General features: G+C 70.1%; 26 protein-coding genes and 2 pseudogenes. 17 read left to right on the top strand and 11 right to left on the bottom strand.

Annotated elements, in window-relative coordinates; genetic code table 11:
• Positions 1-171: 171 nt before the first annotated feature.
• Positions 172-1,284, top strand: a pseudogene (locus ORV05_RS15660) (MFS transporter); the annotation flags it as partial.
• Between the two features lie 315 nt (positions 1,285-1,599).
• On the opposite strand, the gene ORV05_RS15655 reads toward ORV05_RS15660, so the two are convergent.
• The 3 genes from ORV05_RS15655 to ORV05_RS15645 all read right to left on the bottom strand — a co-directional run bounded on the left by ORV05_RS15655 (position 1,600) and on the right by ORV05_RS15645 (position 4,284).
• Positions 1,600-2,832: an epoxide hydrolase family protein gene (locus tag ORV05_RS15655; RefSeq protein ID WP_268759221.1), complete on the bottom strand. Its 1,233-nt coding sequence runs from the start codon at positions 2,830-2,832 to the stop codon at positions 1,600-1,602.
• An 81-nt stretch (positions 2,833-2,913) separates the two neighbouring features.
• Complete coding sequence (locus ORV05_RS15650) at positions 2,914-3,378, bottom strand: MarR family winged helix-turn-helix transcriptional regulator (RefSeq protein WP_268759220.1); 465 nt, start codon at positions 3,376-3,378, stop codon at positions 2,914-2,916.
• 93 nt (positions 3,379-3,471) lie between these two features.
• Positions 3,472-4,284: an aminoglycoside 6-adenylyltransferase gene (locus ORV05_RS15645; protein WP_268759219.1), complete on the bottom strand. Its 813-nt coding sequence runs from the start codon at positions 4,282-4,284 to the stop codon at positions 3,472-3,474.
• 159 nt (positions 4,285-4,443) lie between these two features.
• On the opposite strand from ORV05_RS15645, the gene ORV05_RS15640 reads away from it, so the two are divergent.
• A complete protein-coding gene (locus ORV05_RS15640) occupies positions 4,444-4,707 on the top strand; it encodes a hypothetical protein (protein ID WP_268759218.1) in 264 nt (87 codons plus the stop codon).
• Between the two features lie 54 nt (positions 4,708-4,761).
• Positions 4,762-5,250, top strand: a complete 489-nt coding sequence (locus tag ORV05_RS15635; RefSeq protein ID WP_268759217.1) for a hypothetical protein — start codon at positions 4,762-4,764, stop codon at positions 5,248-5,250.
• 173 nt (positions 5,251-5,423) lie between these two features.
• On the opposite strand, the gene ORV05_RS15630 is transcribed toward ORV05_RS15635, so the two are convergent.
• Complete coding sequence (locus tag ORV05_RS15630) at positions 5,424-6,368, bottom strand: LysR family transcriptional regulator (RefSeq protein ID WP_268759216.1); 945 nt, start codon at positions 6,366-6,368, stop codon at positions 5,424-5,426.
• 71 nt (positions 6,369-6,439) lie between these two features.
• Here ORV05_RS15630 and ORV05_RS15625 point away from each other — a divergent pair, with 71 nt between their 5' ends.
• From ORV05_RS15625 to ORV05_RS15605, 5 genes and pseudogenes are all read left to right on the top strand, one after another.
• Positions 6,440-7,174 (top strand): SDR family oxidoreductase, encoded by a 735-nt coding sequence (locus ORV05_RS15625; protein WP_268759215.1) that lies wholly within the window; start codon positions 6,440-6,442, stop codon positions 7,172-7,174.
• A gap of 172 nt (positions 7,175-7,346) precedes the next feature.
• Entirely contained in the window at positions 7,347-8,108 is a 762-nt protein-coding gene (locus ORV05_RS15620) for a MerR family transcriptional regulator (protein WP_268759787.1), read from the top strand.
• A gap of 39 nt (positions 8,109-8,147) precedes the next feature.
• Positions 8,148-8,273: pseudogene (locus ORV05_RS15615) on the top strand (YnfA family protein); the annotation flags it as partial.
• Between the two features lie 69 nt (positions 8,274-8,342).
• The gene (locus ORV05_RS15610) at positions 8,343-9,035 is read left to right on the top strand and encodes a TetR/AcrR family transcriptional regulator (protein WP_268759214.1); all 693 of its coding nucleotides are present in this window, start codon (positions 8,343-8,345) and stop codon (positions 9,033-9,035) included.
• 33 nt (positions 9,036-9,068) lie between these two features.
• Complete coding sequence (locus ORV05_RS15605) at positions 9,069-10,202, top strand: FAD-dependent oxidoreductase (RefSeq protein ID WP_268759213.1); 1,134 nt, start codon at positions 9,069-9,071, stop codon at positions 10,200-10,202.
• Here ORV05_RS15605 and ORV05_RS15600 read toward each other — a convergent pair.
• Positions 10,199-10,516: a hypothetical protein gene (locus ORV05_RS15600; RefSeq protein ID WP_268759212.1), complete on the bottom strand. Its 318-nt coding sequence runs from the start codon at positions 10,514-10,516 to the stop codon at positions 10,199-10,201. The genes ORV05_RS15605 and ORV05_RS15600 overlap by 4 nt on opposite strands.
• A 197-nt stretch (positions 10,517-10,713) precedes the next feature.
• Here ORV05_RS15600 and ORV05_RS15595 point away from each other — a divergent pair, with 197 nt between their 5' ends.
• Together ORV05_RS15595 and ORV05_RS15590 are read left to right on the top strand one after the other, a co-directional pair.
• On the top strand, positions 10,714-11,946 hold the full coding sequence (locus ORV05_RS15595; protein ID WP_268759786.1) for a glycosyltransferase: 1,233 nt from the start codon (positions 10,714-10,716) through the stop codon (positions 11,944-11,946).
• Positions 11,947-12,030: 84 nt separating this feature from the next.
• Positions 12,031-13,143 (top strand): ABC transporter substrate-binding protein, encoded by a 1,113-nt coding sequence (locus ORV05_RS15590; protein ID WP_268759211.1) that lies wholly within the window; start codon positions 12,031-12,033, stop codon positions 13,141-13,143.
• A gap of 61 nt (positions 13,144-13,204) precedes the next feature.
• Here ORV05_RS15590 and ORV05_RS15585 read toward each other — a convergent pair whose 3' ends face one another.
• The gene (locus ORV05_RS15585) at positions 13,205-14,668 is read right to left on the bottom strand and encodes an MFS transporter (RefSeq protein WP_268759210.1); all 1,464 of its coding nucleotides are present in this window, start codon (positions 14,666-14,668) and stop codon (positions 13,205-13,207) included.
• Between the two features lie 84 nt (positions 14,669-14,752).
• On the opposite strand from ORV05_RS15585, the gene ORV05_RS15580 reads away from it, so the two are divergent.
• The 3 genes from ORV05_RS15580 to ORV05_RS15570 all read left to right on the top strand — a co-directional run bounded on the left by ORV05_RS15580 (position 14,753) and on the right by ORV05_RS15570 (position 16,809).
• A complete protein-coding gene (locus ORV05_RS15580; RefSeq protein WP_268759209.1) occupies positions 14,753-15,085 on the top strand; it encodes an ArsR/SmtB family transcription factor in 333 nt (110 codons plus the stop codon).
• A gap of 162 nt (positions 15,086-15,247) precedes the next feature.
• A complete protein-coding gene (locus ORV05_RS15575; RefSeq protein WP_268759208.1) occupies positions 15,248-15,655 on the top strand; it encodes a YciI family protein in 408 nt (135 codons plus the stop codon).
• Positions 15,656-15,663: 8 nt separating this feature from the next.
• Positions 15,664-16,809, top strand: coding sequence for an RNA polymerase sigma factor (locus ORV05_RS15570; RefSeq protein ID WP_268759785.1), 1,146 nt, complete (start codon positions 15,664-15,666; stop codon positions 16,807-16,809).
• Positions 16,810-16,827: 18 nt separating this feature from the next.
• On the opposite strand, the gene ORV05_RS15565 is transcribed toward ORV05_RS15570, so the two are convergent.
• A complete protein-coding gene (locus ORV05_RS15565; RefSeq protein WP_268759207.1) occupies positions 16,828-18,009 on the bottom strand; it encodes a coiled-coil domain-containing protein in 1,182 nt (393 codons plus the stop codon).
• A gap of 207 nt (positions 18,010-18,216) precedes the next feature.
• On the bottom strand, positions 18,217-18,987 hold the full coding sequence (locus ORV05_RS15560; protein WP_268759206.1) for an alpha/beta fold hydrolase: 771 nt from the start codon (positions 18,985-18,987) through the stop codon (positions 18,217-18,219).
• Between the two features lie 140 nt (positions 18,988-19,127).
• Here ORV05_RS15560 and ORV05_RS15555 point away from each other — a divergent pair, with 140 nt between their 5' ends.
• From ORV05_RS15555 to ORV05_RS15545, 3 genes are all read left to right on the top strand, one after another.
• Positions 19,128-19,982 carry a helix-turn-helix transcriptional regulator gene (locus tag ORV05_RS15555; RefSeq protein WP_326938146.1) on the top strand — a complete coding sequence of 285 codons (855 nt, stop codon included), beginning with the start codon at positions 19,128-19,130 and terminating at the stop codon, positions 19,980-19,982.
• Positions 19,979-20,275, top strand: coding sequence for a hypothetical protein (locus tag ORV05_RS15550; RefSeq protein ID WP_268759205.1), 297 nt, complete (start codon positions 19,979-19,981; stop codon positions 20,273-20,275). The genes ORV05_RS15555 and ORV05_RS15550 overlap by 4 nt, the downstream gene beginning before the upstream one ends.
• Before the next feature lie 208 nt (positions 20,276-20,483).
• Complete coding sequence (locus ORV05_RS15545) at positions 20,484-21,221, top strand: alpha/beta hydrolase (protein WP_268759204.1); 738 nt, start codon at positions 20,484-20,486, stop codon at positions 21,219-21,221.
• Between the two features lie 141 nt (positions 21,222-21,362).
• Here ORV05_RS15545 and ORV05_RS15540 read toward each other — a convergent pair whose 3' ends face one another.
• Positions 21,363-22,811, bottom strand: coding sequence for an MFS transporter (locus ORV05_RS15540; protein WP_268759203.1), 1,449 nt, complete (start codon positions 22,809-22,811; stop codon positions 21,363-21,365).
• 233 nt (positions 22,812-23,044) lie between these two features.
• Between ORV05_RS15540 and ORV05_RS15535 the strand changes: the two genes are divergently transcribed.
• Entirely contained in the window at positions 23,045-23,953 is a 909-nt protein-coding gene (locus ORV05_RS15535) for a helix-turn-helix transcriptional regulator (protein ID WP_268759202.1), read from the top strand.
• 12 nt (positions 23,954-23,965) lie between these two features.
• On the opposite strand, the gene ORV05_RS15530 is transcribed toward ORV05_RS15535, so the two are convergent.
• Together ORV05_RS15530 and ORV05_RS15525 are read right to left on the bottom strand one after the other, a co-directional pair.
• Positions 23,966-24,634 (bottom strand): DUF4097 family beta strand repeat-containing protein, encoded by a 669-nt coding sequence (locus ORV05_RS15530; protein ID WP_268759201.1) that lies wholly within the window; start codon positions 24,632-24,634, stop codon positions 23,966-23,968.
• A gap of 168 nt (positions 24,635-24,802) precedes the next feature.
• The gene (locus ORV05_RS15525; protein ID WP_268759200.1) at positions 24,803-25,387 is read right to left on the bottom strand and encodes a TIGR03086 family metal-binding protein; all 585 of its coding nucleotides are present in this window, start codon (positions 25,385-25,387) and stop codon (positions 24,803-24,805) included.
• Between the last annotated feature and the right edge of the window lie 28 nt (positions 25,388-25,415).

Raw genomic sequence — 25,415 nt, 5'->3', positions numbered from 1 at the left:
GCCACCACCTCCTCCGATTCCGTCCGGAGATTGTTCCAGCGCCGGATCGGTTCTTGATCACCCCTACGCGCCAACGGTCCACTGGGGAACGTGAAAAGGGAAGAAAACCCTGGTGGCGAAGCGAATCAGGGTCGTTGGAGAGCGTTTTCCGTTTGTCTGCTGGCCGGGTTCATGACCCTGCTCGACGTCAGCATCGTCAATGTGGCGCTGCCGTCCCTGCGGTCCGGTCTTGGCATGTCCCCGTCCGCGCTGTCCTGGGTGGTCGCGGGCTACACCCTCGCCTTCGGGCTGGCGCTGATCCCCGCGGGCAGGCTGGGGGACGGTTTCGGGCGTCGCCGCCTGTTCCTGTTCGGCTTGGCGGTGTTCACCGCGGCGAGTGCCGCGTGCGGGTTCGCGGGCTCCTCCGCCTCGCTGCTCGCCGCCCGGCTGGTGCAGGGCCTGGCGGGCGGGGTGCTGACCCCACAGGTGGTCGGGCTGATGCAGCAGTTGTTCCGCGGCCGCGAACGCGGCACCGCCTCCGGCGGGTACGCCGCGATGGTCGCGGCGGCCACGGCGATCGGCCCCGTGCTGGGCGGTCTGCTGATCCAGGCGGCGGGGAATCCCGGGGGCTGGCGCTGGGTGTTCTTCGTCAACCTGCCCCTCGGCGCCGTGGCGCTCGTCCTCGGCTCGTGGGTGCTTCCCCGGGACCGGCCGCGGGGCCCGGCACCCCGCGTCGACCTGGCCGGAGTGGTCCTGCTGGGTGCGGGCATCGCCGCGATCATCCTGCCGCTGGGCGACGCCGGACGGCCCGGCGGATCGGGACGGTGGTATCTGCTCGCGGCCGGGGCGGCGCTGCTCGCCGCGTTCGTGGCCCGGGAACGGCACCACCCCCGGCCCCTGGTCGATCTCGGCCTGTTCCGGCGGCGCTCCTACGCGTTCGGCGCGCTCGTCGCGTTACCGTACTTCGCCGGCTACTCGGGCATCCCGTTCGTGGTCTCGCTGTACTTCCAGCAGGGTCTCGGCTGGTCTGCGGCGGCTGCCGGGGCCGCGGGAATACCCTTCGCCGCCGGATCGGCGATCAGTGCGGCGCTGTCCGGGCGCGCCGTCCACCGGTTCGGCCGCCTGCTGGTCCTGGCGGGCACGGCCGCCGCCGGGGCCGGGATCGCCGGCGCGGCCGCGGCGGTCCAGGAGGGCGGCCCGCACCGGTGGCTGTTCGTGCTCGGGCCGCTGCTGCTCGCCGGGGCGGGCAGCGGGGCGGTGATCGGCCCGAACCTCACCCTCGCGCTCCGGTCGGTCCCGCTGTCCGAGGGCAGCACCGCGGGGGCCGTCCTGCAGACGGGGCAACGTCTCGGGTCGGCGATCGGCCTCGCCGTCACCGGGGCGTTGTTCTTCGGCACGGTGGCTTCCGGCGGCGATTTCGCGCGTGCCACCCGCGAAAGCCTCGGCGGTTCGGCCGTTTTCGTCGCCCTCGCCCTGCTGGTGTCGGCCGTCGACCTGGCCGGCGCCCGCCGTCGATCGGCGGCGGGCAAGGAAAACCGGCCGCAGGAGGCCGGGTGGCGGCTTCCGTTTCAGGGCACGGCGGCCTGCCCGCACCGCCCCGCAAACCACTTCGGTACAGGTCTAGCGCCTGCCTCGGAAGGTGCGCCGCAGGTCCTCGACCCACCGGTCCGGGATCTCCCACGGGATGAAGTGCCCGCCCTCGTCGTGTGCGGTGAGGTTGACGTGGTTGTACCACTCGGCGCGGTCACTTTCGAGGAAATTGCGCACTCGCCCGTCGGTGCTGACCCCGGGCGGGTTTTCGTGGCCGACGAAGGTGATGCCCGTGGGGGCTTCGACGACCGGCCACCGGTCGTGGGAGGGGGTCCACGGGTACCGGTTGTTGTTGGCGTAGGTGCGGATCGAGGTGCCGATCGAGTTCGTCACCCAGAAGATCATCGCGTGGGTGAGTAGATCGTCCTTCGTGAAAACGCTTTCGATGTCGCCGCCGTGGTCGCTCCAGGCGATCCAACGCTGCAGTATCCAGGCGAGCATCCCGGCGGGTGAGTCGGACAGTCCGAAGGCGAGCGTGCTCGGCTCCAGCACGTGCGCGGCCAGGTGGACGGCGAAACGCTTCTCCAACTCGACGATGCGAGCGCGGACTTCCTCGGGAAGACCGGCGGGAATGGGCCTGCCGCCACTGACGTCCCAGGCCCGCTCGCCGTGGAACAGGGTGAGCTTCTGGCCCGAACCGATGTGGATCGCATACAGCTCATCGGCGTACTTGTGCCCGAGCTGACCGGTGACCAGCGCGCCGACGTCGCATCCGGCGGCCGCGTACCTGTCGTAGCCGAGGGTCTCGGTCATCAGCGAGTGCCAGAGATCGGCGACCTTCCAGAAGTTCATGTCCGGGCGGTGGGGAAGTGGCGACGAGAAACCGAACCCGGGAAAGGACGGGACGATCACGTCGAAGGCGTCGGCGGGATCGCCGCCGAAGGCGGCGGGGTCGGCCAGCGGATCGATCACTTTGGACCAGTGCCAGAAGGTCCACGGCCAGCCGTGGGTGAGGATGAGGGGCACCGCGGCCGGACCGGTGCCGGGTTTGCGCAGGAAGTGCACGGGGACGCCGTCGACCTCGACCCGGTAGTGCTCGTAGGCGTTGATCGCGGCCTCGGCCCTGCGCCAGTCGTAGGAGGCGCGCCAGTACTCGACGAGTTCCTGCAGGTAGGTGCGGTTCACGCCGTAGTAGGAGTCCTCGTTGCCCGCGTCGTCGGGCCAGCGCGTCAGCGCCAGCCGCTGCCGCAGGTCGTCGAGTACGTCTTCGCGCACGTGGATCGGCGCTGGTTCCAACGGGAACGGCCGTGGCGTCGGGGGCATGTGCTGTCTTCCTTGTCCAGGTTGTGTTTCCAAAGCGGCGGGCCGTCAGCGCGCCGGCACGGAAACCACTTCCACTACAGGTCAGTCGTGCTGCTCACGGGGTTGCTCCCGGTGGAGTTCGACCACACGGGCCAGTGCGGGCAGGGCCGCCGCGATGGCGGACCGTTCGGCCGGGGTGAGCCTGGCGGTGAGTTCCGCGAGATGTGCCGTCCGCTCGGCCCGCCGCCCGTCGACGATCGCGGCCCCGGCCGGGGTGATGCGCACGAGCACGGCGCGGCCGTCCGATGGGTCCGGCCTGCGCTCCACCAGTCCCTCACGCTCCAGTTTGGTCACCAGTTGCGTGATCGCCGACTGGGTGACCTGTTCGCTGGCGGTCAGGTCACCAAGGCGCTTGGGGCCTTGCCCGGCCAGTGTGTGGAGCACCGACAGCGTGGTGAAGCTCAGCCTCCGTACGGACGGCAGGCGGATGGACATCCGCGTGAAGTTCTCCATCACGGCGGTCAACTCGGCGACGCTCAGTTCCGCGTCGGGCGAAGGCTGGGGCACGCCCTCAGGTATATCAGAGACTTATTTAAGTTTCTAATGGTTTTTCGCTCCGGCGCCGTGATGCGCTGAACCATGGACACAGGCTGGGCGTGCTCAGCTTGCGGTGTCGAGGCTGAGGATCGTGCGCAGTTCGCTGTGGGCACGTTCGTGAGCGAAGGCGGGGAAACCAAGGGCGGTCGCGGTGCGCTCGGCGAGAGTGCGATACAGCCGCGTCGTCGCGAGGAGCGCCCGCGTCGCTTCCCTGGTGGCGAGACCGGCCCAGCACTGTTCAAGTGCGTGCTGGGTGTCGGCGTCCATCCAGCGCCGCATTCTCGCTCCCTGGTAGCGGGTGTCGAAGTCCGGCCCGTGCCGGGTGCGGTGGTCCCACTCGATCATCCGCAGCAGTTCGGCCTTGAGGTCCTGATCCCGCACCTTGGCCGACCACGGTTCGTCGCGCACGATCGCCTTGGCCTGCATCAAGGCCGCCGCCCATGCCCAGTTGACCGACTCGTCGAACTCCTCGGCCGAGGGTGGCTTCACAGAGTGCTCGGTGAACGATGCCGTGGTGGCTGCTCCGTCCTTGTCCAGCAGCAACTCGAACGGCTGCGAGTACACGCGGCCGTGAAGCCGCTGCGCGGGGAGCAGGGTGAAGTCGATCTTGCCGCCCGCGTAGTAGATCAGGCGGGTCGGATTGCCGTCGCCGTCCTCCAGGCGCTCGACGACCAGCACCTCCCCGAGTCCGGACCACCAGGATTCGTCGGCCAGCAGCGCCGGGACTTCGGTGGTGAACACCTCGATGTCCCGGTCGGAGAGCGGGTGCGCGGTGCCGGTGCCTGCGGCGGCCGATCCCGTCAGCACGAGCGCCCGCACCTCAGGACGGCTCGATCCCCATTCCGCCAGAGCATCGAGAGCGCGCGGGTAATCCACCTTCCCATCCTTTCACCGCCGTGACCGTCGCATCGAGGTATGGATCTGGCGGGTGAGCGCAGGCGTGGAAGATCTCGTTGGGGCTGGGTTCCCATGCCATGACCGGCCGGATGTGGTCCGTCAGCGAGTTCCGCTTCGACCAGGTGATCCATCGGGGCGATGCCCGACGAGACCCGCTATTTCATCACCGGCTTTCTGGCCGGGACGCAACCGGGCTGCCCCATCGACGACCGAGGTGACATCGATGAGGCCGACTGGGCCGCCTGGTTGTCAGCCACGCGACGGCTCCGGCGCACCGGCCAGTGGAACGGCCGTTGGGGGATGTGCCAGGAGTGCGGTTATGTCCTGCTTCCGGACAACCCCGCCGACCACTGCGCCGGACACTCGCCCCAGGCTGCCGGTTGGGCCAGGCCGAAAAGCTGAACCGGAACCGAAATCGGGTGCGGACGGGCAGGCGCATCGACCAGACTGCCCGTCATGACGCGCGAGCACTGGGACACCGTCGAGGCGATAATGGCGGCGAAGCGACGGCTGATCGACCGGATGCCCGGCTGGGAAACACCGGCGGCCTACGGGGTCACCCTCGTGCCCGGGTCGAGTACGGACCCCGCCGATGTGCACTTCCCAGTGGTCAACGTGCCGGTCCACGAGTTGCCGTCGCTCGTCTTGGCCCTGTTGACCGGGCGCCGGGGCGGATCGGGCACCTACGAACTGGCACGGTCCGAACTCGAGGCCGCTGTGGCGCTGCTGGCTCCGGCCGAGGCGGCCCTGATGTACAACCACCCCAACCTGGCCTCGTGGCGGGAGATCGCACGTGACTGGGCCGAGGACCCGGCGGGCCGCGTGTTCGCCGTCTTCATCGGGGATTTCGCGGATCGCGTGACGAGCCCGTACGACCTCGCTCTTCGGCGCCAGATCGAGTCGGGTCAGCGTTCGCCCGAAGTGTTCATCACCGGACAGCGATGACTACCGGATGACGTCATGCCGCCTCCGAATCCCTGACAGGCCCGACCTTCGTCGGCGAGGCAGCGGCAGAACTCCTCGAATGCGGTACGAGCCCCTCGCTGCGGAGCCCTTCGCGGCTATCGGGGCGAGCAAAGAAGCGCGTGGTCGGCGCGACCAGGGGCTGAGTACGCCGGTCAGGCCAGTGCGGTCATGTGGTCAGGGTGGTGGGTGGCGACGTCGTGGGCGGCTTGGACGAAGGTGGCGACGGCTGCGGATCGCGAGGTCTCCGGCCAGGCGACCATGACCGCGCTGGGGCTGAGGCCGGTGACCGGCCGGTAAGCGATGTCCGGGCGCTGGTGCCGCTCGGTGGTGGAGCGTGCCAGGAACGCCACCGCCTGCCCCAGCGCGACCACCTCCAGGAGTTGCTCGACGCTGGCCACGAGCGGCCCCTCAAGAGTGTCGGCCGGCGCCAAGCCTGTGTGGCCATCGCCTGCTTCCGCGCCGTCGTATCCGGTGTAGTAGGCGATGGTGGAGGGGGCGGCCCCCTTCCAGCGCGGGATCGGTTCGCCCTTGAGGTCGGTCAGCCGCAGTCGCCGGCGTCCGGCCAGGCGGTGCGCGGCGGGGAGGACGGCCAGTCGCGGCTCGACCACGAGTGTCTGGGAATCCAGCCCCTGACCGTCGAACGGGCTGCGCAGCAGCGCTACGTCGGCACGGCCGTCCCGCAGCATGGCGATCGGCTCTCCGCTGCCGCCGACGACGACTTCAGGCGGCGGCAGATGCGAACCCTTTCCCCGGTAGGCGGCGAGGATCTCCCGCAGCAGCCCGGCATCGCCTCCCGGTTTGACCGCCACGACGAGCTGGGGTGTCGGCTGACCGGCCCGGCGTGCTCGCCGGGCCGCCGCGTGCACCGCGTCGACCGCGATCCGGGCCTGGTCGAGCAGCACCTGACCGGCGTTGGTCAGCCTCACCTGCCGGGTGGTGCGCTCCAGCAGGCGTACCCCGAGCCGGGACTCCAGCTGAGCGATCGCCTTCGACAGCGGGGGCTGCGCCATCCCCAGGCGTTGCGCGGCCCGGCTGAAGTTCAGTTCCTCGGCGACCGCGATGAAGTACCTCAGCTCCCGCACCTCTAGCTCACTCATATCTGCGGACTCTAGATCCAGAGTCTTTTGGTCTTTCCCTGCCGCCCGTGGGTGAGGGGAGGCTGAGTGCCATGACGACTTCGCAGAAGACTGCTCTGATCACCGGCGCGAACAAGGGCATCGGCAGGGAAACGGCGCGCAGGCTCGCAGCCCTCGGCATCACCGTGCTGATCGGCGCCCGCAACGCCGAGCGTGGCGAGGCAGCGGCCGATGAGCTTCGCGCCGACGGCGCCGACGTACGGTTCGTTCCGCTGGACGTCACCGACGAGATCTCGGTCCAGGCCGCCGCCCAGCACATCGACGCCATGTTCGGCCGCCTCGACATCCTCGTCAACAACGCCGCGATCGCCGCCGGACCGCAAAAACCGAGTGAAACCCCAGCCGCCACCGTCCGGCAGGTATACGAGACCAACGTGTTCGGCGTCATCGCGGTGACCCACGCCATGCTCCCCCTGCTTCGCCGCTCCGCCGCCGCACGCATCGTCAACATGTCCAGCGAACTCGGCTCCCTCACCCACCTGGCCGACCCGGGCAGCCCGTGGTCCGCCTACTCCTCGGTCCTCCTCCCTTACTGCACCTCGAAGAGCGCGCTGAACGCGATCACCGTGCTCTACGCCAAGGAACTGCGCGCCGAAGGGATCCTGGTCAACGCGGTGAGTCCCGGCTACTGCGCGACCGACCTCAACCGCCATGCCGGGATACGCACGGCGGAGGAGGGCGCGGCCGCGGCGGTTGACCTGGCGACGGCGGGCGAGGACGGCCCGACGGGCGCCTTTTTGGCCGAGGACGGGCGGATTCCCTGGTGAGGACGGGCACGAGGTGACCACTCATCGCGTGGAGTCAGCATCAAGGGCTGGGCCGCGGGTCAGCTGGTGGTTTCCATCGCCATTGTGTGCTCGTCGTGTTCACGCAGGACCCGGGTCGCTCCGCCTTGACCTTCCAGTCGAGTCGAGGGTTTACCGTCGGTGAGTGAGCACCATGCGGATCTCCCAGCTCGCCGAACGCTCCGGCGTTCCGGCCACCACGCTGCGGTTTTACGAGGCTGCTGGGCTGTTGCCCGCCGACCGGTCTCCATCCGGCTACCGCCTCTACGGGGAGGATGCCATCGAACGCCTGGCGTTCATCGGCGCGGCCAAACACCTCGGGCTGCCCTTGGAGGAAGTCTCGGAACTGCTGGCCGTGTGGGAGTCCGGCGCCTGCGCGGAGGTGAAGGCCGACCTGCGACCGCGCATCGCCGCTCGAATCGCGGATGCCGAAGCGCGGGCCGCGGAACTGTCGGCGTTCACCGTCACCCTGCACAGGGCCCTGGAACACCTGGACGCCCTGCCCGATCGGTCCGGCCGCTGCGATCCGGAATGCGGTTTCCCCACTTCCGCTGCTCCCGCCCGGCCGGTCGACGTGGCTGTGCTGCCCGGCCGCCGGGCCGCCGAACGGGAAACCGAGCGATGGCGGAGCGCCCCGGTGGCCTGCTCCCTGGACGGCGACGGCCTCGCCGAGCGCACCGCCCAGTGGCGGCGGTTGGTCGACGGCGCCGTAGGGCGGGAGACCGGCGAGGGCGTTCATCTCACCCTGCCCGCGGACCGGGCCGGGGCCATCGCGGCACTGGCCGTCGCCGAACAGCAGTGCTGTCCGTTCTTCGACTTCCGTCTCCACCTCGACGGATCCGTACTGCACCTTCAGGTGCGTGCCCCCTCCGACGGGGCAGCCTTGCTCACCGAGCTCTTCGGGTCAGTCGTCTGAACAGCCCGTCGCCTCTCGTTCGCTCCCACTGCCCGTCAGATGGCCGGGTCGATCGCCCGGGGCGTGGTCGCCGACGGCTACCGGCCCGACCGGTCCGACGTCATCGGCGCCCTGGTCTGCCTCGCCGGTATGGCCGTCATCATGTACGCGCCCCACGGCCACTGACCCAGGTGCCGGAAGCAGTAGCGTGCATACGAACTTGTTCGTAACGAACACGTTCGTTATGCTCTGGGTATGACAGCGCAGCCCGGAAACCCGATCAGTCGCCGCGAGCGCCCGGCGAAACCGGCTCTGACTCGCGAGGGGATCGTCGCGACAGCGGTCGCGGTGATGCGTGCCGAGGGGCTGGAGAAGGTGACGATGCGGCGCCTGGCACAGGAGCTGGACACCGGTCCGGCCTCGCTTTACGTGTACGTGTCCAACACGGCCGAGTTGCACGCGGCGGTGTTGGACGAGCTGCTCGGCGAGGTCGACCTGGACCCGGCCGAGCGCGGGGGAGACTGGCGCGAACGACTGGTGGAAGTGCTCACCTCCTACACCAAGGTGCTCTTCGAGCATCCGGGGCTTGCGCGCTCGGCGCTGACCGCACGCCCCAGCGGTGAGCACTACCTGCGGCTGCTGGAGAGCCTGCTGGCCCTGCTGGACAAGGGCGGCGTGCCGCCGGTGCAGGCTGCCTGGGGTGTCGACGTGCTCCTGCAGTTCGCCACGGCCACCGCGGCCGAGCACTCCACCTGCGGGCAGTCGGCCGACGCCGAGGCAGAGTGGGATGCCCTGACCCGCGCCTTGCACGGGGCGTCCGAGAACACCCATCCCCACGTGCACGCCCTGGCGGGAAGCCTGCTGGCCGGCTCCCCGCAGGCCCGCCTGACCTGGTGCTTCCAGATGCTGATCAACGGCATGGCACGCACCCCCGTCACCGGCTGCTGACCCCACCGCGGCACGCCACCACAAAGGAGCACCATGATCAGCCCCACTTCCCACTGTCCGATCGCGATCGTCGGCGCCGGACTCGGCGGCCTCACCCTGGCCAGGGTGCTGCACGTCAACGGCCTCGAAGCCACCGTGTTCGACCTTGAGGCGTCTCCCGAAGCCCGCGTGCAGGGCGGCATGCTCGACATCCACGAGGACTCCGGCCAGGTCGCGCTGCGCGCAGCCGGCCTGTACGAGCAGTTCCGTGCGCTGGTCCATCCCGGCGGTGAGGCGATGCGCATCGCCGACCAGCAGGGCAGGATCCGCCTGGCGGCGGAAGACGACGGCACCGGCGGGCGTCCCGAGGTGGACCGCGGGCAACTGCGCGACCTGCTGCTGAACTCGTTGCCGGCGAGCAGTGTCCGCTGGGGCAGGAAGGCGACCGGCGTCCGGGCGCTGGGCGGCCGCCATCACGAGGTGATCTTCGCCGACGGCACGACGATCACCACCGACCTGCTGGTCGGCGCGGACGGTGCGTGGTCACGCATCCGTCCCCTGGTCTCCGGCGCCGTCCCCGCCTACACCGGCATCTCGTTCGTCGAGACCGACCTGCTGGCGGCGGACACGCGTCATGCGGCGAGCGCTGCCCTGGTCGGCGAGGGCTTCTTCATCTGCCTCGGCAACCACAAGGGCTTCCTCGCGCACCGCGAAACCGACGGCAGCCTCCACGTCTACACCGCGCTCAAGGCCGACGACGGCTGGCTCGACAGCATCGACTTCACCGATCCGGAAAGGGCGAAGAAGGCTGTCCTCACACAGTTCGAGGGCTGGGGCGAGTCCCTGCGCGCGCTGGTCGCCGACGCCGACGGCCCCCTGGTGCCGCGCCGGATCCACGCCTTGCCCGTCGGGCACCGCTGGGACCGGGTCCCCGGTGTGACCCTCCTGGGCGACGCCGCGCACCTGATGTCCCCCTTCGCCGGAGAGGGCGCCAACCTCGCCCTGCTCGACGCCGCCGAGCTCGGCCAAGCGATCGCCGCCAACCCCGGCGACACCGAGTCCGCATTGGACGTCTACGAGCAGGCACTTTTCCCTCGAGGTGAAGCGTCCGCCGCCGAGTCCGCCGCCAATTTGGCGCTGATGTTCGGTGACAACGCCCTCCAGGGCCTGCTCGAACAGTTCGCCTAGCGGGCACGTGCGGGGTTGAGCACGAACGCGGCGACACCGATCAGGAACATCGTCGGCACCACCACCCAAGCCTCCCGGATCGCGATGACCATGACGACCGACAAGATCACGATCGCCGATGCGCCGGTAAGGAGCGCAAGGTGCGGGCGCTGATCGGAGATGCGGCCGCCGATGGACAGACCGACGAAGGCGCCCGCAACAGCCCACCAAAAAGGACGGCCGCGTACTGATCCCGCTGTCCCGGCATCAGGGAGAACCACGCGCCTACAAGATGGCCATCCGCGCACGACGAACAGCACCACCTGCGGATCCATGCGGCCTCTGCACTTCAACAAGCAGGACTGGGAGCTGGTGTTCGGTGCCGGTGTGGAGCAGCAAAAAAGGCAAGGGGTGATCATTACTCCTTGCCACTACCAACATATAGCGGGTACCGGGCCTTGCCACAAGACCCCGGTCATACCCCACAATTCGCCTTCGACGCCGGAACGTACGGAAAATGGGGGGCTGCGGAATGCGCGTGGTGCTGGTGACCTACGGGTCGCGCGGGGACGTCGAGCCGATGACGGGGCTGGCGCTGCGGCTGGCGGCCCTCGGCGCCGAGGTGCGGATGTGCGCACCGCCGGACTTCGCGAAGCTGCTCGACAGTGTCGACCTGCCGCTGAGTCCCGTCGGCTGGCCGATCCGCGCGTTGGCGACAGGGGCGGTCCCCGGCAAGGCGCAGGCGGGCCTGTCCGGCATCGCCGCCGAACTGACCGCCATGGCCTACGAGGCGGTCGCCGGGGTGGCCGAGGGCTGCGCCGCGGTGGTGGCCACCGGGTCGCTCCCGGCCCTGGCCGGAGCGCGGGCGGCGGCCGAGAAGCTGGGCGTGCCGTACGTGTTCACGTCCATGTCCCCGTGCTACCTGCCGTCGCCGCACCACCCGCCCCGCCCCTGGCCGGGCCAGGTGATCCCCGCCGAGATGACCGGCAACCGGGAGCTGTGGGACCTCCACGCCGAGCACATGAACACGATGTTCGGTGAGACGGTCAACACCCACCGGGCCTCGATCGGCCTGCCGCCGGTGGACCACATCCGCGACCATGTCTTCACCGGTCACCCGTTCCTGGCGGCCGACCCGGTACTGGGCCCGTGGCAGGAGACGCCGGAGCTCGCCGTGGCACAGACCGGCGCATGGATCCGGCCGGACGAGCGCCCGCTCCCGGCCGACCTGGAGGCGTTCCTGGCCGCCGGTGCGGAGCCGGTGTACGTGGGCTTCGGCAGCATGCCGATGCGAGGCGCGAACACGCAGGAGGTCTCCCGGGCCGTCATCGAGGCGGTCCGGACGCAGGGGCGTCGCGTCCTGCTCGGGAGCGGCTGGGCCGGCCTGACGACCGACGACCGGGACGACTGCTTCGTCGTCGGCGAGGTCAACCAGCAGGTGCTGTTCCGCCGGGTGGCCGCGGTCGTGCACCACGGCGGCGCGGGCACCACGACGACGGCGGCCCGCGCCGGGGCGCCGCAGGTGATCGTGCCCCAGGTCGCGGACCAGCCGTATTGGGCGGACCGGGTCACCGAGCTGGGCATCGGCACGGGACACCACGGTCCGACGCCGACCGCCGGGTCCCTGTCGGCCGCACTCGAGACCGCGCTGGCCCCCGAGACCGGCGCCCGCGCCGCCGCCGTGGCCGAGACGGTCCGTACCGACGGGGCGGAACTGGCCGCGAAACTTCTGCTCGACATGATCGGCCGGAGGGGACGCGGGTAGGCGGCCCGAGCGGAGTCCCGGAAAACGGTGTTTCCGGGGTTGTCGAACCACTGAACCGGATCGTCGCAGGGGAGACGCCAGGACATGAAGACGCCACCATCGCCTTCCGGAGCGCGGACTGCCGGATCATCCGTCCGGATCGGCGCTCTCGTTCCGCTGAGCCGGCCCGGCTGGGCCGAGGCAGGCCAACACCTGCTCGCCGGACTCGAGTTGGCCGTTCGCGAAGTCAATGACGCCGGCGGGATCGTCGGAAGACCACTCGAACTGATGGTCCGTGACACCGCCGCAGCCGATCCACAGAGGGCCACTGCGGCCGTGGATGAGTTGGCTCGCCTGGGCGTGGCTGCCTTGGCGGGGGAGTATCACAGCGTCGTCGCTCGCGCCGTCGCCGCCAGGGCCGACGCCCTCGGCTTGCCGTTCCTCTGTTCGTCGGCGGTTCTCGACGCGCTCACCGAACAGCCGACGGAGTGGGTCGCGCGCCTCGCCCCGGCGCAATCCCACGGTTGGCGGATCTATGCGGACTTCCTCCTCGGCGCGGGCCACAGTCGAATCGCCGTGGCAGCCGAGCCGAGTGTCTATTGGGCATCCGGGGCCCGCATTCTGCGGGACTACCTCGCTCCGCACGGCGGCACCGTCATCGAACTCGACATGCGTGGGCTCACCCCCACCGCCGTGTGCGACGCGCTCGCCGACAATCATGCGACAGCCCTCCTTCTTCTGGTCGGTCACCCGGAACCGGCAGTGTCGATCGTGAAGTCCGTCCGCCGCGACCGGCGCCTCGACGAGGTCATGATCGGTGCTCCCGCCGGGCAACCGGAGTTCGCCGAATGGGCGGCGTTGCTGGGCGAGGACAGTGTCGCGATCCCGTTCCTGCGTTACCTGCCCGAACGTCTCAGCCCACTCGGTGCACGAGTCGAGACGGCCCTCCGTGAGCGGCTGGCCGAAGCGCCTTCCTTCGTCGCCTTCGAGGGCTACGACACGGTCGCAGTCCTCGCCGATGTGCTGCGTTCTCACGGCGCGGACCGGGCGCGCATCGCCGAGTCCTGGCCGCACGTTGCCGTCGAAGGCACTCGCGGGGAGATCCGGTTCTCCCGCAGACCAGGCATCGACGTTTGGCAGTGGGCTTGGGCGCCGGTCCAGGTCGTTGACCGAGATCCGGCCGAACCCGATCGCCTTCGGATCCTTCACACCGGCTGAGCGGGAGAAGAGCTCCGGCTACCTGGTGCCTTGGCGGTCGTTGACGAGTCCTCGCCCGTGCTCACGCCTTCGCGGGAACCATGTCGGCGGCGGGCGTTTCGCGTTCCACCGCGGCTGCGGGTGCCGCCGTGGCCCGGATCAGCACCGTGGCGAGGACCGCCATCACCAGGATGATGCCGAGCGCTATCCAGGCGGCCAGCTCGGCGGCGGAGGCGTAGGCCGCTCGGCCCGGGTGGTCGCCGAGCTTGGCGAAGAAGAGGGCGCCCACGACGGCGACGCCGGTCACGCTGGCGAACTGCTGCGTGGTGGAGAGCATGCCCGAGGCGATACCGGCCTGGGCGGGCTTGACAGCGGCCAACGGGGCGCCGATCAGCGACGGCAGGATGAGGCCGTTGCCGATGCCCATCAGCGCGGTGGAGACCAGCAGCACGGCCTGGGCGATCTCACCGCCCTGGACCTGCAGGCCGACCGCGGCGATCAGGACGCTGACGGCGGTGATCAGCGAGCCGAAGGTCAACACCCGCAGACCGTACTTGGCGACCAGGCCTTTTCCGGACAGCGAGGCGGCCATCGCGAGCACAGCGGTGGGAGCGAAGGTCAGGCCCGCGTCCAGCGCGCTGAACCGGAGCCCGGACTGTAGCAGCAGACTGAGGCAGAACAGGTAGCTGGTGAAGAAGGCCATGAACGCCGCGTTGATGGCCAGCCCGGTGTTGAAGACCTTGCTGCGGAACAGGGTCAGGTCCAGCAGCGGCTGGCCGCCGGTGCGCGCCACCCGGCGCTCCCACAGCAGTGCGGCGGTCATCGCCGGGACCGAGGCCACCAGCAGGACCCACGCCCACACCGGCCAGCCCGTCTGGCGGCCCAGGACCAGCGGCACCAGCGCCAGCGCGAGAGAACCGGAAATGCCGAGGACACCGATGCCGTCCAGGCTCGGCCGCCGTTCCGACGAGGTGGCGGGCAGCAGGCGCAACGCGAAGGCGAGGACGGTGAAGCCGACCGGGACGTTGACGAAGAAGATCACCCGCCAGCCGAGGCCGAACAGGTTGGACACCAGCATCAGGCCGCCCAGGACCTGGCCGCAGATGCCGCTCAGGCCGCCGGTCACGCCGAACCAGAGGAGGGCGCGCGGGCGCTGCTCGGGCGTGAACGCGGCCATGATCAGAGCGAGCACCTGCGGCACCATGGCGGCCGCGGTCAGACCCTGCAGCATCCGGAAGATCACCAGCTCCGTCGAGTTCTGCGCGAGGCCGCACAGCACGGAGGCGACGGTGAAGCTCGTCATCCCCAGCAGGAACATGCGCCGGAAGCCGAACAGGTCGCCCAGGCGCCCGCCGAGCACGAGTCCGGCCGCGTAGGTGAAGACGTAGGCGCCGACGACCAGCTCCAGCGCCGCCTCCCCGGCGCCGAGGTCCGCCTGGAGCGACGGGATGGCCACGTTCACGACGTTGCCGTCGAAGCCGTACATGAAGAAGGCGGCCAGGATCACCGGCAGCATCAGCCATCGCCGGTCGTTGGTGGTGCTCATCCCACTCCCCATGTCGAAAATCATCGAACGTCGAAGTTCATCGAACAGTATCATGAGATTCGACATTGGCCTAGGATGGAAGGCATGAGCGTCGTGCTGGAGCAACCCCACCCGCCCGTGACCGACCTACGGTTGTCGAAGGTTCTCGCCGCGTTGGCCGACCCCGGGCGCCTGGCGACCGTCCGGGCTCTGGCGCAGAAGGGCGAATCCCCGTGTACCCGGTTGCAACAGGACGCCGGGCTCCAGATCAGCAGGTCCACGTTCTCGCATCACCAGAAGGTGCTCCGCGAAGCCGGGATCCTCCTGGTGCGCGTCCGCGGGGCGGAGCGGATCCTGTCGCTGCGCCGGGACGACCTGGACTCGTGCTTCCCCGGACTGCTGGACCTCGTGCTCGACACCCCGGAAAACCTGGTCTGAACCTCTCGGGCCGCTGCCGGGTAGGTGCCGGAGCACGGGCGGCGCGTGTCCGCTTGAGAGCCAGCCGATTCACCCGGACGGGGATGTCGAGAACGCGTGGCCGGCTCCGTCCCCGCGGTGAATGCGGCCACAATGGGTCGCACCGGCTTCCAGGAGAACACGATGGCCAAGTACCTGCTGCTCAAGCACTACCGTGGCGCGCCGGCCTCGGTGAACGACGTGCCCATGGACCAGTGGACGCCGGAGGAGATCTTGGCGCACGTGCGGTACATGCAGGACTTCGCGGCCCGGCTCGAGAAGACCGGCGAGTTCGTCGACAGCCAGGCACTCGCCCCCGAGGGGAAGTTCGTCCGGTACGACGGCGAGGGGCGGCCGCCGGTCACCGACGGCCCGTTCGCCGAGACCAAGGACCTCATCGCCGGCTGGATGGTGATCGACGTCGACAGCTACGAGCGCGCCATCGAACTGGCCGGGGAGCTGTCGGCCGCCCCCGGCGCGGGCGGGAAGCCGATCCACGAGTGGCTTGAGGTGCGTCCGTTCCTGGGCTGCCACCCCACGATCACGGAATGACCCCGCCGATGGGTGAGGCCCTGCTCCGGAGCCTCACCCCGAAGGTGCTCGGGATCCTCGTCCGCCGCGGAGCCGACTTCGCGGCGGCCGAGGACGCCGTGCAGGACGCGCTGATCGAGGCGCTCCGCGTATGGCGGGCCGACCCGCCGCGGGACCCCAAGGGCTGGCTGGTCACCGTGGCCTGGCGAAAGTTTCTGGACGCGGCCCGGGCGGACGCCGCCCGCCGCCGCCGTGAGGACCTCGTCGAGGAGGAGCCGCGGCCAGGGCCCGCGCTCGCGGCGGACGACACGCTCCAGCTCTACTTCCGGTGTGCCCACCCGTCGCTGACGCCCTCGTCCGCCGTCGCGCTCACGCTGCGCGCCGTCGGCGGGCTGACCACCCGCCAGATCGCCCAGGCATACCTGGTGCCCGAGGCGACCATGGCGCAGCGCATCAGCCGGGCCAAGCGCACCGTTTCCGGCGTGCGGTTCGACCAGCCCGGCGACGTTGCCACCGTGCTGCGCGTTCTCTACCTGGTCTTCAACGAGGGCTACTCCGGCGACGTCGACCTCGCCGCGGAGGCCATCCGGCTCACCCGGCAGCTGGCGGCCGCGATCGACCACCCCGAGGTGGCGGGGCTGCTCGCCCTTATGCTGCTGCACCACGCCCGGCGCGCCAGCCGGACCGCGCCGGACGGCAGCCTGGTTCCGCTCGCGGAGCAGGACCGAGGCCGGTGGGACACCGGGTTGATCGCCGAGGGCGTGGAGATCCTGCAGGCGGCCCTGGCCCGCGACCGGCTGGGTGAGTTCCAGGCCCAGGCCGCCATCGCCGCGCTGCACGCCGACGCGCAAACCGCCGAGGAGACCGACTGGCCGCAGATCGTCGAGTGGTACGACGAGCTCGCGCGCCTGACCGACAGCCCGGTCGTCCGGCTCAACCGCGCGGTGGCCGTCGGCGAGGCCGACGGACCGCGCGCCGGGCTTGCCGCACTCGCGGCGGTGGACGACGCACTGCCCCGCCACACCGCGGCGGCGGCGTACCTCCACGAACGCGCCGGCGACCTGGCAACGGCAGCACGGCTGTACGCCGAGGCAGCCCACCAGGCACCCGATCTCGCCGAACGCGACCACCTGACCCGCCAGGCCGCCCGGCTCAACACCCACCAAGGCCACTGACCGGCCCGGCCAAGACCGCTACTTGACGCCGGTGCCCTCACCACCGGGCTCGACACTCTGCCGTCCGAGTACGGCGGCCAGTCGGCCGCGCAGGGATTCCTCTTCGGTGGTCTCGTCCAGGGCCTTGGCGAGGGCGGAGCGCAGGTCTTCCAGCCGGCGCCCCAGGTCGGCGGCGTGCGTGGTCTGTGTCGTGAGGTCGGCGCGGAGCTTCCCGACCTGTTCGTGCAGCGGGGCGAGCGCGTCGGCGTAGGCCTGGGTGGCCTGCGCGAGCCGGGTGGTCAGTTCGGCGACGCGCTGGTCGGCCGCGGCCTGGAGGGAGCGGGCTTGCCCGTTGAACTCCTCGGTGCGGGCGCGTAGCCGCTGCTCGTATTCCTCGGTGAGGTTCTGGCGCGCCCGGGCCTCCTCGTGGCGTACCTGGTCGAGGCGTTCCAGGGCGGTGGCGCGTTCCCCGGTGAGGGCGGTCTGCAGTTCGGCGATCTTCTCGTGCGCGGCGGTGACCTGATCCAGTGCCCGTTCGCGATCCACGATCGCCTTGGTCTTCTCCCTTTCCGCCGCCTGCTGCCGGGCGAGTGCCTCGTCCTTCTCCCGCACCGCCAGTGCCGACCGTTCCTGTGCTTCGACCGCTCTGGTCCGATCCTCCTCGGCCTGTCGCCTGGCCTGCTCGGCTTCCTCGGCGGCCTTCGCTCGTTCCGCCTCGGCTTCCCGAGCCCGCTCGATCGCCGCGTCCCGCACGACTTCCGCGGCTGACTTTTCCTCCAGTGCGGCCGCCGCCTCGTCGCTCACGCGGGTGCGCAGCGCGGCGATCTCCTCACGGACCGGTTCGAGGGCGTCGAGCACGGTTGCCGCCCGCTCATCCAGCGTTCGCAGGTCCACCCGCGTCATCGGCTGGTCGGCACCGTAGGTGTGCACCCAGATTTCACGGCATTCGTCGAGTAGTGCGCACGTGATGACCTTGGCCCCCCAGCGTCCGTAGCGCTCCGGATCGGCGGGGCAGTAGGGGGTGGGCCTGCCGCCCCGCGGCGGGATCGGCGGCAGCGTCCGGCCGCAGTAGGCGCACCGCGCCTCCTTTCCCGCGCCGAAGGACTGGAGCGAGGCTTCCCGGCGCTCCTCCCGGCTGCCACGGCGGACCGGCGGGAGCGGCTTCGCACTCGCGGTCGGTTCGACCCCGTCTTCCGTCATCTCCTGGACCACTTCAGTCACACCAGCACCCTAGCAGGTTTCTGATCTTGAACTCAAAGGTCGAGTTCTGGTTATGAAACTCGAACTACCGGGGAGGATGGGAAAGGTGTAGATCATATGGATAAGCTCGATTATTGATATGGCATTGATCGTCGGGCATCTGTCCCGGTTGATCTGGCCGAACCCGGCCGACGGGAGGCCGCAGAAGATCCGCCGCGCCGGAACCGCTCAGTTGATGAAGTCGCGGACGAGCTTCACGAACTCCTTCGGCCGCTCGGCCATCACGATGTGCCCGCAGTCCAATTCCGCATAAGAGGCACCGGGAATGGCGGCGGCCAGCTCATGGGAGCTCTCCACGGGGGCCAGCACGTCCCGGGTGCATCCGATCACCAGTGTCGGCGCCTGGACCCGCGGGAGCAGGTCGCGGACGTCCAGCCGGAGGTCGAGATCGAGTTGCCGGAGCCTGCCCGCGTTGGGCTGGTAGGCCGCGGCAAGCTCCTCCACGGCCGCCCGGCCGAGGGAAGCCAGATGTGCACGGCTGAAGGCCAGCAGCATCGCGTACCGGGCGAAAGCGCCTGCGTCACCGGCGAGATCGCGCCACAGGGTCAGCGCGTTGCGGAAGTATTCGTCGCCCTGCCCGGCAAAGCCCGCCACCAGCACGAGGTTGCGAACCAAGTCGGGCCTGTCCGCGGCGAGCGCGGCGACCACCGGAGCGGCCATGGAATGCCCGACCACGTCGACGGGCCCCTCCCCGAGATCGGAGATCACGGCGGCGAGCTGCCCGGTGAGCAGTTCGACCGTGAGTTCACGCCCTTCGTCCCGCGCCGCGTCGCTGCCCGAGAGATCGGGCAGCACCACCTTGCTGGTGCCGGTGAACGCGCCGGCCACGCGATCCCATGACTTCGAGCCCGCATTGGTTCCGTGCACCAGTAGGAGCGGGCGGCCCTCGCCCAGCACCCGGTACGGCACCCGCGCGGCGTCCACAGTGACTTCCCTCATGTCCATTTCCCTTCTCATCGCCGGACACTCGAGACATTGCCCGGAGCGTGTGGAGATGAGGAGCGGAGCGCCTTCCCTAGGATCGGCTCTCCTAGCGTGCGCGGCACGAAAGGTGAGCCGGGGCAGGGAAAATGGACGACATGAAGATGGACCGTGCCAAGCTGGCGGACTTCCTCCGCCGTTCCCGGGAGCGCCTCCGGCCGGAAGAGGCCGGCCTGGCCGCCGGACCGCGACGCCGCACGCCCGGTCTGCGCCGCGAAGAAGTGGCCCAGCTGGCCGGGGTGTCGGCCGACTACGTGATGCGGCTCGAGCAGGCGCGGAGCTCCCAGCCGTCGGCCCAGCTCTTGACCGCGCTCGCGCGGGCATTGCGGTTGACCGAGGACGAAAGGGACCACCTTTACCTGCTGGCGGGCCACCGTCCGCCCGAAGGAGCGCGCGCCGGGGATCACGTCCGTCCCGGCCTGCTCTACCTTCTTGGCCGGCTGGGCGGTACGCCGGCCCAGCTCCTGACCGATCTTGGGGATCTGCTCGCACAGAACGCCTTGGCCGAGGCCTTGTTCGGGTGCGTGTGCACGATCGAGGAACCCAACCGGAACATCGTGTGGCGCTGGTTCACCGATCCGTTCGTGCGCGAGCCGTACCCCGCCGGGGAACACGAACGCCTCAGCCGCTTGCACGTCGCAGACCTGCGTGCCGCCGTGACCCGTCGCGGCTACGACCGCCCCTCGAGCTCCCTGATCGACCGGCTGGCGGCCGCGAGCGAGGAGTTCGCCGACCTTTGGCAGCGGCACGAAGTCGCCGTGCGCCACGCGAGCCGCCTGCACGTCACGCATCCGTCCATCGGGCCCATCGAATTCGACTACGAGATACTGCAGACGCAGGCCGCGGACCAGCGGCTGCGCCTCTTGACGCCGCCGCCCGACTCCAGGAGCGGCGAGGCTCTCGAACTCCTCCGTCTCGTCGGCCCGGAGACCGCCCACCGCAGTCATCGATGAGGGCGTTTGACCGCACCGCTGCGCCCATGGAAAAAACACCCACCCACCTACTGGGTCGAACACACCACGAACGCGAAATTCCGTCGCCGAGGAGCGAAACTTACCGCTACTCGGGTCCGGCGGCGTTGGAAGTGATGGAACTGGCCTATCGCATCGCTCGCATCGTCGAGGAGGAAAGCGGTCTGACCGGGCACGATTTCGAGGTGGACCAGCCGACCCGAACCGGTGACCCGGCCAAAGCCGCCGCCCGGCTGAGCCGCATCTCCGATTGGGCACAACATCACTTGAGCTAGCGGGATCGCAGGGCGGACCAGCGGATACTTCCACCAAAAACCCGTTGATCGGACCACGGCGACCGCTGCTACTCTTCCCGAGGCCGTGCGAGAGACCGAGGAGGTGGTACCCGTGAACGTATCGACATGGGTGCTCCCCTCTGGGGTCACGGTCGGGCGATAGGTCGTCCGGGAGCGCCGTTCAAGAGCACTCCCGAAAGGCACGACCATGCGATTCACTTCCGAACAGCGCCTCGACGACGGCGTCCTCGAGCGCGAATTCACCCTCGGCGAGATCCCCGGCATCCTGTGGACGCCCGGATCCGCCTCCGCATCCGCACCGGCCCCGCTGATCCTCCTCGGCCACCCCGGCGGATTGCACAAGATGTATCCCCGGCTGGTGGCCCGGGCCCGGCACTCCGCGGCGGAGGGCTTCGCCGCGGCCACCATCGAGCTCCCCGGGAGCGGTGACCGGCCCCGTTCCGCCGCCGCCGACGAGGCCCGCGCCGACCTGCACCGGGCGCTGGAGGCCGGCAAGCCGGTCGACGACGAGATCGCCGCCCGGCTCATCCTCCCGCTGGTCGAAAAGTCGGTTCCGGAATGGCGGGCCGCCCTGGACGCCTTCCTTGCGCTGCCCGAGATCGGCGGCCCGGTCGGGTATGCGGGAGGGGTGATCGGCATCGGCATCCGGCTGGCGGTGGTCGAGCCGCGCATCTCGGCCGCCCTTCTGTTCGCCGGGAGTTACCTGCCCCGCTCCATGGTCGAGGAGGCCCGGCAGGTCACCATTCCACTGCACGTCCTGCTGCAGTGGGACGACGAAGGAAACGACCGGCAGCTGGCCCTGGACCTGTTCGACGCCTTCGGCTCCGAGGAGAAGACGCTGCAGGCCAACATGGGCGGGCACACCGGCGTCCCGCGGTTCGCAGGGGACAACGGGAACCGGTTCTTCGCCCGGCATCTGAAGTGATGCCGGGCCGTCAGGCCGGCAGCAGCCGGTAAGCGGTTTCGGCAACCGCCCCGATCGCGGCGGTACCGGGCCAATCGGGCGGTACCGGCCGGTCGGGGCGGTGCGGGCATGGCGGCCGGTCACGACTCGTCCGGCCCGCCGCTACCGCACAGCCGGCCGTTCGTTGCGCAGGAACAGGATGCTGGCGAGGACGCCGAAGAGCACGATGGCGGCGTTCACCGCGATCGCGACCTTCAGGCCGCCGAGGACGGCCGAGGCTCCGGTGCCGACCATGGCGGCGGTGGCGACGGCGCTCATGATCGGCGTGCCCATCGTGATGCCGACCTGCTGGGTCATGGTGGCGAGGCCGGTGGCCAGACCCTGTTCGTGGTCCGCGTGCCCCGAGGTGGCGGTGACCATGAAGCCCACGATGGCGAGCATGTTGCCGACCCCGCCGAGGAAGCTGGCGACCAGCATCAGCCACAGCCACGAGCGGTCGTCGCCGAGGCCGACCAGGGCCGCGGTGAACACGGTCTGCAGAAGGCCGCCCACGATCAGCGTCTGCTTGGTGCCGATCCTGCCGATGACCTTCGAGGCCGTGACGCCGCCCAGGACCGTTCCCATGCCGAGAACACCGAAGGACAGCCCGGCGGCGAGCGCGGAGAAGCCGAGTACTTCCTGGAGGTAGAGGGTCAGCGGGAAGACCAGCGAGGTGAAGGTGAGGAACGCGATCAGACCGGCGAAGTTGCCCCAGGCCACCGACCGCTTGCCGAGCATGCCGAGCGGCACCAGCGGCCGGGACACCTTGCGTTCGATGGCGTAGAACACCAGCAGCAGCACCACGCCCGCCGCCAGCGACAACAGGGCGCTTGCCGAGCCCCAGCCCTTCTCGCCGGCCTGGGTGAGCCCGAAGATGACGGCCAGCAGGCCGAGCGTGACGCTGACGGCGCCGGGCACGTCCAGCTTGGGGCGCTCGTCGGGTCGGGATTCCTTGATGACCCTGGGGGCGATGAGCAGCACGGCGATCGCGACGGGCACGTTGATGAAGAACGCCCATCGCCACGACAGCAGGTCGGTCAGTACGCCGCCGAGGATGGCGCCGGTGGTGAATCCGCTGGACATCAGTGCCCCGTTGAGGCCGAGCGCCTTCTGACGCAGGGGGCCTTCCGGGAACGAGGTGGTCATCAGCGACAGCGCGGCGGGGGTCACGGCGGCGGTGGCCAGCCCCTGGAAGACGCGGGCCGTGATCAGCATTTCCGGGTTCCGCGCCAGCCCGCCCATGAGCGAGGCCGCGCCCAGGACCACCAGGCCGGCGAGGAACAGCCGGCGGCGGCCGAACAGGTCCGCGACCCGGCCGAAGAGCAGGGTGAAGCCCGCCGCGCACAGCGCGAACGCCGTGCCGATCCACTGCAGGTGCGCCAGCGGGAAGCCCAGGCCCTCACCGATCACCGGCAGCGCCACGTTCAGGATGGCGAAGTCCACGGCCAGCATGAACTGCGTTGTGAGCAGCAGTACCAGCACCAGCCGGAGCCGGGGGGTGAGCACGGTTGGTGGCGTGCCGACGGCAGGGCCGGGCGCGGCACCGGCGACCTCCGTATCGGTGACAGACATGACGTCGAGTCCCTTTCCTCATGGTTCCTGACACGCGGCGCGCTCGCTCGCGTGTGGTTACCGGAAAAGGCTCGTCGGCGCCCGGATTCCCAGCCAGAACCCTGCCGTGCGCAGCCAGCGCGAGGGTAGTCATTACCTGACCACCCTTACGGCTTCCGGCCTTCGGAACCGGCGGGCATCATGGTGAGGTCAGTGACCACGGTCTGTAGCAGCCCGCCGACCTGGAGGCAGGAATGGACGCCTCGTCCGAGTTGGGAGAGTTCCTCAAGTCGCGCCGCGCCGCGCTGCGCCCCGAGGAAGTCGGCATCACCCCGCACCCGACCCGTCGCCGCGTCACCGGGCTGCGCCGCGAGGAACTGGCGATGCTCGCCAACGTCAGCATCACCCACTACACCCGCCTCGAACAGGGCCGCGCCGTCAGCGTCTCCGACGGCTTGCTGGAGGCGATCGCGCGCACCCTCCGCCTCACCGAAGACGAGACGGTCCACCTGAAAGACCTCGCCCGCCCCGCCGCGGCGTCGTCCCGCCCCGCTCCGCCCCGGGTGGCGCACGCCAGCGGTTCGGCCCGGCAGCTTCTGGCGGCCATGACCGACGTCCCGGCCCTCGTCCTGGACCGGCGCAACGACGTCCTCGCCTGGAACCGACTGGGCCACGCGCTGCTCGCCGGTCACCTGCCGGCCGCTGGCCCGGACACCCCCGCCACCCGCCCCAACCTGACCCGGATGCTGTTCCTGGACGAGCAGTACCGGGAGTTGTACGCGAACTGGCACGACCAGGCACAGCTCGCCGTGGCCTCGTTGCGCCTGGTCGCCGGTCGCCACCCCGACGACCGCTCCCTGGCCGAGCTTGTCGGCCACCTCACCATGAACAGTGACGAGTTCGCCTCGCTCTGGGCACGGCACCCGGTGCGCACTTGCACCTCCGGGCTGAAGCACCTGCGTCACCCCCTGGTCGGTGCAATGGAACTGAGTTTCGAAAACCTCGTCCTCCCCGGCACCTCAGGCCAGCACCTGATCGCCTACACGGCCGAGCCCGGCTCGCCGTCGGAGGCGGCACTGCGGCTCCTGGGCAGCGCGACGGCTTCGGTGGCGCAGGACGCGATGGCGGTACAGCGCTGCGCCACTTCCCCTGTCGTGCGGTGATATCGGTTCTCTTCAGCGGCCGCGGGCGACGATGTCGCCGACGGTGGTGGTCGCGTGGATGGTGAGCTGGGCGGCGGCGCCTTCGGTGTTGTTCAGCGAGTTGTGGATGCGGCCGTGGGAGGTACCGGCGTCGAGGGAGGCCGAGACTCCGGTGGCGGCGCCGATTTCCACCTCGCCGGCCTCGGTGCGCAGCACGACGGTGCCGCGCACGGCCTCGGTGATGCGGATGTCGCCCTTGCTGGTGCGGATCTGCGCATCTCCGTCGAGGTGGTCGACGGAGATGTCGCCCGCGGCAGTGGTGAGGCGGGCGCTGGCGGTCTCCTCGACGTGGATCGAGCCGTGCTCGCTGTCGACGGTGACGTCGCCGAACCGTCCGTCGGCCTGGAGGTCGACGCTGGCCGCCTTCACCTCGATCCGGGAGCCGGCGGGCAGCCCGATCGTCACCTGGAGGTAGCCGGAGGGGCCGAAGTACTGGTTCTTCGCCGGGGCTTGGATGCGCAGGGTTCCGTCGCCGTATTCGACCTTGGTCTGCTCGGCCATCTTCACGTCGCGGCCCTTGGAGGTGTCCGCGGGCCGGATCTCGACGGTGGTGTCGGCCTGGTCGGTGGCGAGGAACCGGACGTGGCCCGCGGGGATGTCCACGATGGCGGAGATCGGCTCGGGGGTGTTGAACGTCGGCATGGCGTGCCCTCCTTCGCTGGGGGCCCGGCTGAGGTGGGCCCCGGTGAACTGATGGAGTCCACGATCGAGGGCCGCACTGACACCGGGCCGCCACCGCACTGACACGACCACTGACACGACCTATGACACGCAGCCACCCCACGCCGCGCGGGTGTCCGGTGCCGCCACTCAGCCCCGGTCGTCGATCGCGCGTCCGAGGTAGGCCATGAGCCGAGTGGTGGGCGTCGAGTCTTCGGGCGCGGGCTGGGCAGGCCCGAACGCGCCCGGCCGCCTCAGCGCGTCCTCCGGCACCGACTCCACCAGCTCGCGGCAGAACGCCAGGAGGTCCTCCGGCAGTTCGAGCAGCCTGCCCTGGGAGCGGTGCAGGTCCCAGCTGTGGATGGCCAGGTCCGAAACGGGATAGGTCAGCGCCCGGTGCAACGGGACCTCACCCTGCGGCGACGTTCGCGGCGCGTCGAGGTCGGCGCCCGGCAGGGCGTCCCGCAATCGGTCGGCCAGTTCGCGAAGCCGTGCCGCCGGGTTCTCGCACACCCAGTCGGCGGGCTCGGAGCGGCCCCAGATCTCCCCATCCTCGAGGAGCGCCACGATCTTCGCCGCGCTCCCGGTGGCGTGACCGACGAGGTCACGCACGCTCCAGCCGTCCAGAATGGACGGCCGGTCCCAGCTCTCCGGCGGAGTCCGCGCCACGGCCTCGATGAGCAGGTCCAGCGATTCGACGGCCAGCCTGCCGATCCGCGCGGTCGGGTCGTTCATGGCCACAGCTTAGGGACCCGCGACCGGT

It is taken from the genome of Amycolatopsis cynarae (assembly GCF_026802195.1).
In the GTDB taxonomy this organism is placed as follows: Bacteria; Actinomycetota; Actinomycetes; order Mycobacteriales; family Pseudonocardiaceae; genus Amycolatopsis_E; species Amycolatopsis_E rhizosphaerae.
Note: the sequence above shows the minus strand (reverse complement) of the source record. Positions and strands in the feature narration are given on the sequence as shown.